The sequence below is a fragment of the Rhizobium sp. CF122 genome, assembly GCF_000282035.1.
Taxonomy (GTDB): domain Bacteria; phylum Pseudomonadota; class Alphaproteobacteria; order Rhizobiales; family Rhizobiaceae; genus Rhizobium.
In genome coordinates this window covers 1-13,427 of sequence record NZ_AKKA01000085.1, presented here as the reverse complement: position 1 = coordinate 13,427, position 13,427 = coordinate 1, and the positions used below count along the sequence as shown (strand labels likewise).

Below are 13,427 nucleotides of genomic sequence, written 5' to 3'. Positions count from 1 at the left end.
AGGCGGGCCGCTTCGTCTGGCGGGGCGGCCCGAACCCCCGAAATGCCTCCCAGACCGGCCCCTCGTCTTCTCAGTAGCGCAGTGTTCTGCGCCGCGATTGCCGGATTTTCCGTCGCCCTGGCGTCCGATTTCGATCTCCCGACAAAGCGAACCGATCTTTCCGACGCAGATATGAAACGCGTCGCCGATGTGACGCGACCGACCACCGATTTTTCCAAGGTCGAGCAATACGAGGCGATGCAGGCCGGCGGCGCCACCTCCATCGATCCGGTCACAGAGGATTCCTTTTCGCATATTTCCGCGACGATCCCCTTTGAGAAAGAGCAGCCGTTCCGTCTTGGAAATGCCCTCTTCAAGAAGCTCTGGGTTTCCGCCCCCTCCTCGACGCAGGCCTCGGATGGCCTGGGGCCGCTCTTCAACGCCCGCTCCTGTATGAGTTGCCATTTGAATGACGGCCGCGGAAGGCCCCCGGAAGGCGGCGTCAGCGCCACCTCGATGTTTCTGCGCCTATCGCGCCCGGCGATAACGCCGGAGGAGCAACGCGCAATCGCCACCGCCGAGAACGTCAACTTCCCCGACCCTGTCTATGGCCACCAGTTGCAGGATCTTGCAGTTCCGGGTCTTCCCTCCGAGGGGAAGATGGCGATCCGCTACACCGAGGAGCCTGTGACGCTTGGCGACGGCGAAACGGCCTCGCTGCGCCGTCCGACCTATGCGGTGATCAACCTTGGCTACGGGCCACTCGACCCCGCGACAACGATCTCGCCGCGCGTCGCGCCCGCAATGATCGGGCTCGGCCTGATCGAGGCCATTCCCGAGGCGGACATCCTAGCCCACGCCGATCCGGACGATGCGAACGGCGACGGCATCCATGGCAAGGCGGCGATCGTGCGTGATCACCGCACCGGTAAGATCGCGCTCGGTCGCTTCGGCTGGAAGGCCCAGAATGCAAGCGTGCGTGATCAGAGCGCCGATGCTTTTTCCAACGACATTGGCATTTCGAACTCCGACCGGCCCGACCCACACGGCGACTGCACAAAAGCCGAAGCAGGGTGCCAGAAGATGCCGACAGGCGTGCAGAAGCGCCTAGGCAAGGAGGAGGCCCCCGGCCCGATCCTCGACCTCGTCACCTTCTATTCCGCCAACCTGGCCGTCCCTGCGCGGCGAAAGGCGAGCTTTCCGGCAACCCTGCGGGGCAAGAAGATCTTCTACCAAAGCGGCTGCATCTCCTGCCACGTGCCGAAGTTCGTCACGAGCCGCGACAGCGCCGACAAGGCCCAATCCTTCCAGCTGATCTGGCCTTATTCCGACTTGCTGCTGCATGACATGGGCGACGGTCTCGCGGACGGACAACAAGTCGGAAGCGCCAACGGTCGTGAATGGCGCACGCCGCCACTATGGGGTATAGGTCTGACACAGACTGTCAGCGGGCACAGCTTTTTCCTCCACGACGGACGCGCCAGAAATCTCACCGAAGCGATTCTCTGGCATGGCGGCGAGGCGCAAAAGGCGCGTGACGCTTTCGCATCCCTGCCGAAGGATGACCGGCAGGCACTGATTACATTCCTGGAGTCCCTTTGATGCGCCTTTGGCAACCCCTTGTTCTCTCCCTTGCCCTTGCTTCCTCCGCTGCCGCCCAGACCACTGCACCGCAAGCCGGCCTGAACGAGGAGGCGGTATCGGCCGTGATGCAGCGGGCAGTCGACGACGTGATCCGCCCTGGCTACCGCAATGCCCAGCAATCGGCAGCGCGCCTGACAACGGCAATGAAGGACCTCTGCGATGACGCGACCCAGCAGACACTCGACAAGGCGAAATCGGCCTTCGACGACACGATCCGTTATTGGTCGGTCATAGAGATTGTCCAGACCGGGCCGGTTATCCAGGACAATCTCTTCGAGCACATCCTGTTTTATCCCGATCGCAAGGGCGTCGGCCTGAAACAGGTTCAGGCTCTGATCGCCAAGGCCGACCCCAAAGATGCGACAGTCGACGCAATCGCGGGCAAGAGCGTGGCGCTGCAGGGACTGACGGCGCTTGAGTACGTGCTCTACGGCACCGGCTCCGAAGACCTGACCAAGCAGAAGAACAGCTTCCGATGCCTCTACGGCGCTGCAATTGCCGGCAACGTCCAGCGCGAGGCCGGCGAAGTCGTCGCGGCCTGGGAAAAGCCTGATGGCGTGCAGGCGAGCTGGAAGCATCCGGGCCCGCAAAGCGCAGACTTCATGGACAACAAGGAAGCGGTGACCGCGCTGCTCGGGATTCTCGTTCATGGCGCGGAGACCGTCCGCGACCAACGGCTCGAGCAGTTCTACAAGGGCAAGGACACCACACCACGTCCGCGCATGGCGATCTACTGGCGCTCCCACAACACGTGGAAGTCGATGACGGCCAACCTCGAAGGATTGCGCACGCTCTGGCAAAAGGCCGGCATGGCCGAACTTCTGCCTGCGGACAAGAAGCCCATCGCCGATGCGATCGATGCCAGCTTCAAGTCGCTGCTGGAGACCGTGCCGAAGCTCAACCCGGATATCGAAGTTGCGACAAGCGCCGAGGAGAAAGCAAAGCTCGATGCCCTTCTCGTCAGTACGCGCGAACTGATCACCAAAATCAGCGATGATTACGGCGTAGCGATCGGCCTGTCAGCCGGCTTCTCCTTCTCGGACGGCGATTGAGGGCCATGTGGAATAGCTTGGCGATCGACCGGCGCAGTTTCGTCAAAGCCGCCGGACTGACATTGCTGGCCGCGCTCCAGCCGCGTGCGCTCATGGCGCTGGAGCGCGCGGATGCTGTCTATGCATCTGGTATGCGAACGGCAAACGGATCCTACGCCGTTGCCACCGTTTCGGAGCGCGGTGAAATCATCGATCAAGTCGCGCTTCCGGCACGAGCGCATGGCATGGCCTTCAGCCAAATGACGGGAAAGACTGTCGCGTTTGCCCGCCGCCCCGGCACCTATGCGATGATCTTCGATTCTCGCAGCAAGAAAGAGCCGATCATCATCACGACTGCCGAGGGTCGCCACTTCTATGGCCATGGCGCCTTTTCACCGGATGGCCGGCTTCTCTATGCCAGCGAAAACGCCTTCGACACCAACCGTGGCGTGATCGGCCTTTACGACGCGACGAGCCGTTTTGAGCGTGTCGGCGAGTTCGAGACCTACGGCGTCGGTCCGCATGACATGACCGTGTCTGACGACGGGCGCATGCTGATCGTGGCCAATGGCGGGATCGAAACGCATCCGGACTTCGGCCGCACGAAGCTCAACCTATCCAGCATGCAACCGTCGCTGACGCTGATAGACGCGGCAACGGGAACGCTGATCGAAAAACGCTCCTTGCCATCGCAGTGGGCGCAACTCTCTACACGGCACGTCGATGTCGACGACAGCGGCCGCGTCTGGTTTGCCTGCCAATACGAGGGCCATCGCAACGACCTGCCGCCCCTCGTCGGCTCGTTTGCGAAAGGCGAGGATCTGCGCTTTGTCGATCTTCCGGAAGAGACCACACGCCGGCTCGCAAACTACGTCGGCGCCATCGCAATCAATCGGATGGAAGGGCTGGTCGGCGTCACCTCCCCCAAGGGCGGTGCTTCCGTGACGATCGATGCGAAGAGCGGTCGGGTGCTCCATGAGGAGTTCGTGCCGGACGCGGCAGGCATTGCCGCTGCCAGGAGCGGTTTTGCCGTGTCGTCCTATGAAGGCGGGTTTCTATCAACGCAGAGCGACGTCGCCTGGGACCAGCATATCGTACGCATTGCGACCATCTGAATTGTGCGCAAAAGATCGCTAGCGATCTGGTTCACGGATATGAGCCGCCCTATGTCAGGCGAATGAGCAGGACCCTGACCTACGTCGTCTTCGTCGCAATCGCGCTGGGTGGAGGCGTGGTTATCGGCGTCAGCAATCCGCCCGGGGAATGGTATCAATCTCTCGTCAAGCCGGCGCTCAATCCACCTGATTGGATTTTCGGGCCCGTCTGGTTCGTTCTCTACGCGCTGGTCGGCATTGCCGGGGCGCGGACGTGGCTGCGAGGACACCTCTCCATCGGCATGCTCCTCTGGGCCTGGCAAATGGTGCTGAATTTTCTCTGGTCGCCATCCTTCTTCGGCCTGCGGATGCCATCGGCTGCGTTGGTCGTGATCGTTTTGCTACTGGCGCTGATCCTTGCCTTTGTCGTCAACCGCTGGAAATCGGACCGAATTTCGGCGCTGCTCTTCATTCCCTATGCCGTCTGGGTGAGCTTCGAGGCGCTGCTCAATGCCTCGATCGTCTATTTGAACTAGCAATTTGCCCGCCCCCGCGACTCGGGCGAACAGTTATCGATCCGCGAGAAAGTCGAGCAATCGCCGTTGAAGAACAGCTGCCGCGGCTGGATCATAGGCCGCGAGCAACCGGTCGGAAAAAAGGTGCTCGTCGCCCGGATAGAGGAAAAGCCTGACGTCAGCCGACTCGCCGGCCAGCGCCTTCACCGCCTCGATATCACCGTCTCCCACGAAGAACGGGTCGGCGTCCATTGCATGGATCTGCGCGGGCAGGGCTTTCGGCCAAGCCGAACCGAATTCCGAACGCGGCAAGCAGGCGTGAAGGAAGATCGCGCCCCGCGCGCCGGGACGCGTCTGAGCCAGATACTGCGCCGGGAGAACACCGAGGGAGAGACCGACATAGACGAGCTCACTCGCAAGCCCATCCACGGCGCGGGCTCCGCGTTGGATAATCTCGCCGAAGCCGATCTCCTGAGCATGCTGCACACCCTGCTCCAAGGTGTCGAACGTCCGGCCGGCAAATAGGTCGGGCGTATGAACGACGTGTCCACCGGCTCGCAGGTCTGCAGCAAAAGCGATGACGCCCTGCGTCAATCCAAGCGCGTGGTGAAATAGCACAACTTCTACCATGGCGGACCTCCCGATTGTTTCACACGGGCGGAACCGGCAGCGTCTCAACCGGCGCGGGCGACCCAGTCGTGCCAGTCATCCTCGCTGCCGTGGAACACGTTCAGGTCGATCCGGCCGTCGACACCGTGCGAGATGCCGGAGCCCGAATACTGCCAGAATACCCACCGGCGTCCGGGATAAACCTTGGAGGGGTGTGCCGCAACCGAACGCAGCCAGAAAGGATAGTTCAGAAACGCGCCCTTCAGGTTGTCACGGTAGAAGTCCGGCGCCGTATAGATGATTGGCCGCTGGCCGTAGTGCCGCTCAAGCTTGTCCATGAAGACCTGCATCTTCTCGCGAACCTTCTCGGGCGAGACGCGCCGCTTGCAGCTCGACTCGCCGTTCCATTCGACGTCGATAACCGGTGGCAAGGCTCCGGCTTCCCTCGGAACGTTGCGGATGAACCAGTCCGCCTGTTCGCCTGCCGTGCGGCACCAATAGAAGAAGTGATAGGCGCCGCGCTTCATTCCGGCCTGCTTGGCGTCCCGCCAGTTCTTTCGGAACATCGGATCAAGATGATCGCCGCCATCAGTCGCCTTGATGTAGACGAAGTTCGCGCCCTGCGTCCTCAGCTTCTGCCAGTCGATGTCACCCTGCCATCGCGAAACGTCGACGCCATGAACGGCGAGTTTTCGCGGCGACGACGAGCCGAAGTTGATGGGTTTGACGTCACGGAAACGGTGATTGTAGATCCGCGAACGTGTCCGTGGCGCCTCGTCGGTTTCGGGTGCTGCGGGCGCCAATACGGCCGGCGCCACTGTTTCAACCGGCCTTTCCGAAGGCATGGGCGCAGCGGCCACGCCTGCCTGCGGCATGAAGGCTTGCGGCTGGGGGACCGGGCCGGCCCAAGCCAATTCCTCCTGTCGCGGCGCGGCTGGCGCTGGTGTCTCCGCGACATCAGCCGACGGTACCGTCGTTGCCGGCACGGGAGCGCTTGGGCGCGTGACCGAGTTGGTCGTCTCACGCGATGGCGCTCCTGCAACGAGGCTGTCCGGTCCCAAACTGGACGTGCAGCCTGACAAAGCAAGGCAAGCAAGGAAGAAAGCTGACGCAGCCGATAGACGCATAAGAACCCGCACGCAAAACAACTGTCGACGGCAGATTCGCTGCCACCGGGGAACCACTGAGAAGCAATGGCTAACGGAGATTTACCAAAAAAGACTGAATCCAATCTTTACGCCCGGCGCTGGCACGCGCGGTCAAACGGTGGGCGGCAGCAAATCGCGCGGGAGCGCTCCGCCAACTGATTTCCGGGAACCGCTTGTCTGACGCGGCGCACCATGCCACTTTCGCGCTCGCAAGAAAGGCGAAACGATGACTGACAACGACAGTGGCGATTTCCACGAGCGGATCCGGAAAAACTTTGCGCGCCAGGCGGCGATGCACACGATCGGCGCCGAATTGACGCGCGTCGAGCGGGCAATGGTGGAGATTGAGTTGCCATTCGACGTCAAGCTCACTCAGCAGCACGGGATCCTGCATGCCGGCGTGATCTCAGCTGCCCTCGATTCTGCCTGCGGTTTTGCCGCCTACAGTGTCATCGATGCCGAGGCATCCATTCTGACGATCGAATTCAAGGTCAATCTGCTGTCGCCGGGGCGTGGTGATCGCTTCCTCTTTCGGGGCGAGATCACCAAGCCGGGATCGAACATCATCGTTGCGGACGGGCGCGGCTACGCGATCGGCGACGGACCGGCAAAGCTGATCGCTTCCATGACAAGCACCATGATGATCATCCGTGGCAGAGAGGGCATTTCGGGATGAAGTTTGAGCTGAAATCGGTCGCCGGCAAGTCCATTCTCTTCGTGATGGCGGCCGAGGCCGAGTATGGTCCTTTCCTGCGCTCTCGCTTCGAGCCGCTGATGACAGGGGTCGGTCCGGTCGAGGCGGCCATCGTGCTCACCCGGGCGTTCGCGCAGTTGGAGCAGACCGACGAGTTGCCGCAGCTGGTCGTGTCGCTCGGTTCGGCCGGGTCGGCAAAGCTCGAACAGACCGAGGTCTATCAGGCAACCTCCGTTTCCTATCGCGACATGGACGCATCGCCGCTCGGCTTCGAGAAGGGGCGCACGCCGTTTCTCGACTTGCCCGCCATCGTCGATCTGCCACTCAGAATTCCAGGCATTCCCGAGGCGAGCCTCTCAACCGGCGGTAATGTCGTGTCGGGACAGGCCTATAACGGGATCGCCGCAGACATGGTCGATATGGAGACCTTCGCAATCTTGCGCGCTTGCCAGGCGTACCAGCTGCCGCTGATCGGCCTGCGCGGGATTTCCGACGGCGTGGAAGAGCTGCAGCATATTTCCGGCTGGACGGAATACCTGCATGTCGTCGACCGCAAGCTGTCTTATGCCGTCGACAGCCTGTTTACGGCGCTGGAGGACGGCGTATTCTGGTTCTAGAGCCTGCAAAACAGGGACAATCAGGACAATAAAATCCTCCAGCGAAGGATTTCGCGCATTGCAAGACCGAGTGCTTTTCATTAAAGGCTCGCCATGACCCAGACAGCACATCCAGACAGCGTTCTCATCGTCGATTTCGGCAGCCAGGTAACCCAGCTGATCGCACGCCGCGTGCGCGAAACTGGGGTCTACTGCGAGATCGTTCCCTTCCAGTCCGCCGAAGAAGGCTTCAAGCGCCTGCAGCCGAAGGCCGTGATCCTGTCCGGCAGCCCGGCCTCGACGGTCGATGAAGGCTCGCCCCGTGCGCCTAATATCATCTTCGACAGCGGCCTGCCCGTTTTCGGCATCTGCTACGGCCAGCAGACGATGTGCATGCAGCTCGGCGGCAAGGTCGAGAGCGGCCACCACCGCGAATTCGGCCGCGCCTTCCTCGAGGTGGACGAAGACAGCGCCCTGTTCGAAGGCCTCTGGTCAAAGGGCTCACGCCATCAGGTCTGGATGAGCCACGGCGACCGCGTCACGGCACTCCCCGAAGGCTTCGAAGTCGTCGCGACCTCGCCGAACGCGCCTTACGCCTTCATCGCCGATGAGAAGCGCAAATATTACGGCGTGCAGTTCCATCCCGAAGTCGTGCACACGCCTGACGGCGCCAAGCTGATTGCCAACTTCATTCACAACATCGCCGGCATCAAGGCAGACTGGTCGATGTCGGCCTATCGCCAGAAGGCGGTCGAAGCGATCCGCGAGCAGGTCGGCGACAAGCGCGTCCTCTGCGCGCTTTCGGGCGGCGTCGACAGTTCCGTTGCAGCACTACTGATCCACGAAGCGATCGGCGATAAACTCACCTGCGTGCTCGTCGATCACGGCCTGATGCGCAAGGATGAGGCGGCCAACGTCGTCGCCATGTTCCGCGAACACTACAACCTGCACCTGGTTCACGTCGACGCTTCCGACAAGTTCATCGGCGAGCTCGAAGGCGTCAGCGATCCCGAGACTAAGCGCAAGATCATCGGCCGGCTGTTCATCGAGACCTTCGAGGAAGAGGCGAAGAAGCTCGGCGGCGCCGACTTCCTCGGCCAGGGCACGCTCTATCCCGATGTGATCGAAAGCGTTTCCTTCACCGGCGGCCCGTCGGTGACGATCAAGTCGCACCACAATGTCGGCGGCCTGCCGGAGCGCATGAACATGCAGCTCGTCGAGCCGCTGCGCGAGCTCTTCAAAGACGAGGTGCGCGTGCTCGGCAAGGAGCTCGGCTTGCCCGACTCATTCATCGGCCGCCACCCCTTCCCCGGTCCGGGTCTCGCGATCCGCTGCCCGGGCGGCATCACCCGCGAAAAGCTGGAGATTCTCCGCGAAGCCGACGCCATCTATCTCGACGAAATCCGCAAGGCCGGTCTCTACGACGCCATCTGGCAGGCGTTTGCCGTGCTGCTGCCGGTCCAGACCGTCGGCGTCATGGGCGACGGGCGCACCTACGAATTCGTCTGCGCACTGCGCGCCGTCACCTCCGTCGACGGCATGACCGCCGATTTCTACCACTACGACATGGAGTTCCTGGGCCGCGCCGCAACCCGCATCATCAACGAGGTGCGTGGCATCAATCGTGTCGTCTACGACGTCACCTCGAAGCCGCCTGGCACGATCGAGTGGGAATGATTCAGGCCGATCCAATCGCCGCCGAATTTACGCTAGAGTACGACGTAACACTCTGAAAACAAAAATGAATTTGTCCGATATCGATCAGTGTCTATCGGTGGATGTAAGTTGGCTTCGTCGGTCCGCCTGACGAACCTCGGTCATATCGCACATCCTCGAGACGCTGACGGCGATCGTCGCCGACGCCTGGCCGCTTCTCAACGCCCCTGGCCAAGCCACGGTCGAAACCAAAGGCGCGGCGCTTCGCGAAAAGCTCGCTCGGTTTGAGGTCGTGTTGTCCGAGGGGCCGTACTTTGCGGCTGCGGACTTCACTATGGTCGATGTCGTCGCCGCGCCGATTTTCCGGTTCTTCGATAGCCTGTCCGAGAAAGCCTCGGCTCCGTTCTTCGAAGGCTTGCCGCGCGTTGCCGCCTGGCGTTCGGCGTTGCGGGCGCGCGATAGCGTGAAGAGGGCTGTGGGGCCGGATTATGCGGATCGACTGACAAGCGAGCTGCGCAAGCGGCAAGCTTTGCTGGCCGGTTAGAAAATCTGCGCGCGGGTGAAGCCCCGAAGCTTGGCGAGATCCGAATGAAACAATCGGTCGACCATGCTAAGATATCAAAGCTTCTTCGGAGAAGCGGCGGATCGCGCCGAATGCCTTGGAAAGGGACGTGCCGCCCTTGAAGACCAAGGTGGCAGCGTCCTTCCCTTGCAGGCCGAAAAGCCGCTTCAAGGTCCAGCAGACCCAGAAGTCCTTTTCGATGATCGTGTCGGCGACCCCTCGACCTGCGCCGGTCTCGCCAAAAAGAGCCGCCCGATCGGTGGCTGGAAGAAGAGCGACCTTATCCATCGAGATCGCCCGACGCTGCGTTTGCGATCGAGACGAGCGTCGGCCGCATCCAGGCGGGTGCTTGGACCGCAGTGGAGGCGAGCGTCTTCTTGTCGCTGGCCGACAGACGACGCGCTGCGATCTGTGCGACGTCGGCGGCGCGCACCTGCCCCACATGACGCAGGGCCTGGACGACGGTGCCGGCCGCGCTGCCCGGAGCAATCAGATGCTTGGGCGAGGCGTGGCGCAGATCGACCACGCGCTTGCCCAGCACGACGCGGCGGGAGGGGCCATCGGTCAGATAGGTGCTCTTCGCCGGAACCTGAGTCGAGAGGCCGAGCGCGTTCGCCGCGCGCGCGCCAGCGATCTGCACCTGCGAGCCGGTCTCGCGTGCAAGCGCCTGCGCAACGTCGTCGGGAGTTGGAGAAAGCGGGCCTAGCTTGGGATGGACCTTGGGGAAATCATACAGGCCACGCGCCAGGCGGCGAAGCTTTCCGATCTTCGCCAGACGGGAAAGGGCTTGGTCGACCGCTGCGCGCGCGGCCACGTCCAGGAAGTCACGAGGCGTGAAGACGCCGCCACGCCCGCCAGCGCGGGCGCGTCGCATGATCCGATCCGGAACTGATGTGACAGTGGCTTTCATGCGTCAGAAAATAGTACATCGTTTTCTGACATACAAGGGCGCGGAATAGGGAGCGACAACGGTACGTCAGGCCCTCTTGTAGGCTTGCTCTGGGACGTGGGTCGGACGGGCCTCGCTCGGGCGACAAAACGCTGCTATAAGAGGCATGACGGTACTTTTCCGCTGGTAGCGGAGCGGCTCCCAGCCGCTAAAAATCGGTTCTCAGAGGCAATCGACCTCGACAGATACCGAAGCCACACGAAAAAATTTTCGCTGAAAAATCTGTTTAAAATCAACAGCGTAGCTTTTTGACGGCCCCCACGTCGGCTTATTGTCGCCTAAACTGAGAAATTGCGAGCGAAATCAGCTACTTATGGTCCGTCTGAACAATCGAGTGGGAGTGAGGGGGTGTCGGCGGCCATATCGTAGGTTGGAGGATCCGGTAGGCGCTCTCCTCTTCGCTATGGTTGATCAACGTCAGGGTGGCGCATTCGCTCTCTTCGCTTCAATTTGGATGCGGTCGCTTGGGAAGTAAACAGAGCTCGAGTCTGCGGGGTACTCTGACGTACTACGGAGTGCAATTGGGAGGCTCTCAGAGCCCTTCAGATGTCGCCGAACGAGGGCGCGGTTAGAGGTCCAGCCGACAGGCGACAAGCTGCTCGTCACCCGACGCCCTGTCGACGGTGAAGATATCAGATACGAGCAGGTCGTATCTGGGGCAGCGGACAAAGCCGCTTCTCTCATACAGATGCCGCGCGACCTTCATAAAGGCGGCCGTATGAATGCCCACGGTGCGAGCGCCACGACGGCTGGCCGCCTCGTTTCCAGCAATTCATCGAGAGTCGCACCGACGCAACCTGCGTGACCCAACAGATGTTCACAAATTTGCTCACGCTACCTGCGAAGTTGTTCTACAATCTTTGGGCAGGCCCTATGAACAAGGACGGCGAAGTCGCCTCCAAGGGCAAGGTCGCCGACATGCTGATGGCGAGATTGAAAGAGCACGACTTCTTCAAGCGACCGATCCCACGGAGCGCCTGGCATCTCGACTTCGGCTCCTCCTATCTCGACCGCCAGATGGAGGAGTTCAGTCATCTTTCGACAGAGGATTTGCTGGCGACTTTGACCGAGTTTGCCGCGTACGCGATTACGCGTTCGATCACCGACAACGTCAAAATTCTGAGCGAAATAGCCAGCGGCAGAGGCACCCGGAATCATTACCTGATGAGTAGGCTGCGGGAATACATGCCGAAGGGTCTGCGCCTGACGACATCTCACGAGTTTGCCATTCCGGTGCAGTCCAGGGAGGCGATCAAGTTTGCGACGCTTGCCTACACCACGGTCAACCAGGTGCAGCCGAGCGAGCGAACCAACAAAGGGAGGTAACGAATGTACCACGTTGGAAAACTTTTGAGCCCACTGCTTCTCTGCGCAATGGCCATGGCCGGCGTCGCGGCGAGCGGGCCTGCGGCAGCGCAGAAAATGTATGACGGCGTCACGGTCAGGATCATGACCCGGCCCGGACCGGTTATTGCCCAGCGTCTTGTCGAGCGCGGCAAAGAATTCACCGAGATGACCGGGGCGAAGATCGAGGTCGCCGAGGTCCCGTTCGCGGAGCTGTTCCAGAAACTTCTCACCGACTGGGCGACCGCCACCAACTCCATCGACGTCGGTGTCTTTGCTTCGAGCTGGGCGCCCGAATATGTCGACGCCGGTCTACTCCAGGACCTGACCGACTATGTCGCGAAGGACACCAAGATCGACATCAACGACATTGCTCCGTTCTTCCGCGAGTATAACCAGAAGGTCGGCGGCAAGACCTACCTGATCACCGTCGATGGCGACTTCCAGATGGTCTATTACCGCAAGGACATTCTGGACGAGATGGGATTGAAGCCGCCGCGCACCTGGGACGAGTATCATGCGGTTGCTGCAGCGACCAACGGCAAGGACCTGAACGGCGACGGCACGCCGGATTTCGGCTCCTGCATGTTCAAGAAGCGGAACGCGCAGTCATACTTCGCCCTCATGTCGATCGCTGCCGCCTACGTTCAGACTCAGGGCACCGGTGAGGGCCTGTTCTTCGATCCCGCGACCATGAAACCCTTGGTCAATAACGAAGCCTGGGCTGAGGCCTTCAAGGTCTACAAGGGGAACGGCGAATACGGACCACCCGATGAGCTCAACCACGACATCGGCGACACCCGGGCGCTCGTCACGACTGGTCGCTGTGCATTGGCCATCGACTGGGGCGACATCGGCCCCCTGTCTCTCGACCCGGGCGGCGCGGCGATCAAGAACAAGATGGGCGCTACCATCATGATGGGTACCAAGAAGGTGCTCGACAGGGCCACCGGCAAGCTCGTCGACTGCGATGCCACCCGTTGCCCGCATGCGATCGACGGCATCAACTACTCTCCGTTCGCGGCGTTCGGTGGCTGGACCGGCGGCATCAACGCCAAGGCTGACGACAAGGTGAAACAGGCCGGCTATGACTTCCTGTCCTACATGAACCAGGCGGCCCAATCGAATGTCGACGTGACGATCGGCTGGACTGGTTACAACCCGTATCGCAACTCGCAGCTCGACAATCTCGAGCCGTGGATCAAGGCCGGGTTCACAGAGGAGTCAGCCAAGAACTATCTTGGCGCCATCAAGGACAGCCTGAACAACCCGAACATGGCCTCGGACCTCAAGATCCCGGGGACCGCCGAGTATCAGGGTGTCGTGCTTGACCGCGAGCTCGCTCGCTTCCTTGCCGGCGAGATCACTGCTGAAGAGGCGGTGGCGAACGTCGAGACCGGCTGGGAAGAGATCACCGAGCGTTTGGGCCGGGACATGCAGAAGAACCTGTACAAGTCGTCGCTCGGCATCACCAACTGAGGGTTGAGAGTCAGTGACCTCCGGTACTGGACCAACGACAACTAGTCAGCTGGGGCATGTCGCCCCGGCGGGCCTCAATGCTTCCGTCACGACGAGGGCGAGGCTGAACGAGTGGCTCCACCGCCAG

General features: G+C 61.4%; 14 protein-coding genes. 10 read left to right on the top strand and 4 right to left on the bottom strand.

Annotated elements, in window-relative coordinates; all coding sequences use genetic code 11:
- Positions 1-42: 42 nt before the first annotated feature.
- From PMI09_RS21670 to PMI09_RS21655, 4 genes are all read left to right on the top strand, one after another.
- Positions 43-1,581, top strand: coding sequence for a di-heme oxidoreductase family protein (locus PMI09_RS21670; RefSeq protein ID WP_037083752.1), 1,539 nt, complete (start codon positions 43-45; stop codon positions 1,579-1,581).
- Positions 1,581-2,675: an imelysin family protein gene (locus PMI09_RS21665; protein ID WP_007799479.1), complete on the top strand. Its 1,095-nt coding sequence runs from the start codon at positions 1,581-1,583 to the stop codon at positions 2,673-2,675. The genes PMI09_RS21670 and PMI09_RS21665 overlap by 1 nt, the downstream gene beginning before the upstream one ends.
- A gap of 5 nt (positions 2,676-2,680) precedes the next feature.
- The gene (locus PMI09_RS21660) at positions 2,681-3,769 is read left to right on the top strand and encodes a DUF1513 domain-containing protein (protein WP_007799476.1); all 1,089 of its coding nucleotides are present in this window, start codon (positions 2,681-2,683) and stop codon (positions 3,767-3,769) included.
- Between the two features lie 62 nt (positions 3,770-3,831).
- Positions 3,832-4,284 carry a TspO/MBR family protein gene (locus PMI09_RS21655; protein WP_007799474.1) on the top strand — a complete coding sequence of 151 codons (453 nt, stop codon included), beginning with the start codon at positions 3,832-3,834 and terminating at the stop codon, positions 4,282-4,284.
- Between the two features lie 33 nt (positions 4,285-4,317).
- Here the strand turns inward: PMI09_RS21655 and PMI09_RS21650 are convergent, their stop codons facing one another.
- Together PMI09_RS21650 and PMI09_RS21645 are read right to left on the bottom strand one after the other, a co-directional pair.
- Entirely contained in the window at positions 4,318-4,893 is a 576-nt protein-coding gene (locus tag PMI09_RS21650; RefSeq protein WP_007799473.1) for a dienelactone hydrolase family protein, read from the bottom strand.
- Positions 4,894-4,937: 44 nt separating this feature from the next.
- A complete protein-coding gene (locus PMI09_RS21645; protein ID WP_037083750.1) occupies positions 4,938-5,999 on the bottom strand; it encodes a GH25 family lysozyme in 1,062 nt (353 codons plus the stop codon).
- 247 nt (positions 6,000-6,246) lie between these two features.
- Between PMI09_RS21645 and PMI09_RS21640 the strand changes: the two genes are divergently transcribed.
- The 4 genes from PMI09_RS21640 to PMI09_RS30555 all read left to right on the top strand — a co-directional run bounded on the left by PMI09_RS21640 (position 6,247) and on the right by PMI09_RS30555 (position 9,510).
- Positions 6,247-6,696, top strand: coding sequence for a PaaI family thioesterase (locus PMI09_RS21640; RefSeq protein ID WP_007799468.1), 450 nt, complete (start codon positions 6,247-6,249; stop codon positions 6,694-6,696).
- Complete coding sequence (locus PMI09_RS21635) at positions 6,693-7,331, top strand: 5'-methylthioadenosine/S-adenosylhomocysteine nucleosidase (protein WP_007799466.1); 639 nt, start codon at positions 6,693-6,695, stop codon at positions 7,329-7,331. The genes PMI09_RS21640 and PMI09_RS21635 overlap by 4 nt, the downstream gene beginning before the upstream one ends.
- A 93-nt stretch (positions 7,332-7,424) precedes the next feature.
- Positions 7,425-8,987: a glutamine-hydrolyzing GMP synthase gene (guaA, locus tag PMI09_RS21630; RefSeq protein WP_007799464.1), complete on the top strand. Its 1,563-nt coding sequence runs from the start codon at positions 7,425-7,427 to the stop codon at positions 8,985-8,987.
- 142 nt (positions 8,988-9,129) lie between these two features.
- Positions 9,130-9,510, top strand: a complete 381-nt coding sequence (locus PMI09_RS30555; RefSeq protein WP_081499099.1) for a glutathione S-transferase C-terminal domain-containing protein — start codon at positions 9,130-9,132, stop codon at positions 9,508-9,510.
- Positions 9,511-9,576: 66 nt separating this feature from the next.
- Here PMI09_RS30555 and PMI09_RS21620 read toward each other — a convergent pair whose 3' ends face one another.
- Both PMI09_RS21620 and PMI09_RS21615 read right to left on the bottom strand, forming a co-directional pair.
- A complete protein-coding gene (locus PMI09_RS21620) occupies positions 9,577-9,816 on the bottom strand; it encodes a nucleotidyl transferase AbiEii/AbiGii toxin family protein (protein WP_007799461.1) in 240 nt (79 codons plus the stop codon).
- Positions 9,809-10,402: a DUF6088 family protein gene (locus PMI09_RS21615; protein ID WP_007799459.1), complete on the bottom strand. Its 594-nt coding sequence runs from the start codon at positions 10,400-10,402 to the stop codon at positions 9,809-9,811. The genes PMI09_RS21620 and PMI09_RS21615 overlap by 8 nt, the downstream gene beginning before the upstream one ends.
- Positions 10,403-11,350: 948 nt before the next feature.
- Between PMI09_RS21615 and PMI09_RS21610 the strand changes: the two genes are divergently transcribed.
- Both PMI09_RS21610 and PMI09_RS21605 read left to right on the top strand, forming a co-directional pair.
- Entirely contained in the window at positions 11,351-11,803 is a 453-nt protein-coding gene (locus PMI09_RS21610; protein ID WP_157213394.1) for an anhydro-N-acetylmuramic acid kinase, read from the top strand.
- Between the two features lie 3 nt (positions 11,804-11,806).
- Complete coding sequence (locus PMI09_RS21605) at positions 11,807-13,300, top strand: ABC transporter substrate-binding protein (RefSeq protein ID WP_007799454.1); 1,494 nt, start codon at positions 11,807-11,809, stop codon at positions 13,298-13,300.
- The last annotated feature ends 127 nt before the right edge of the window (positions 13,301-13,427 follow it).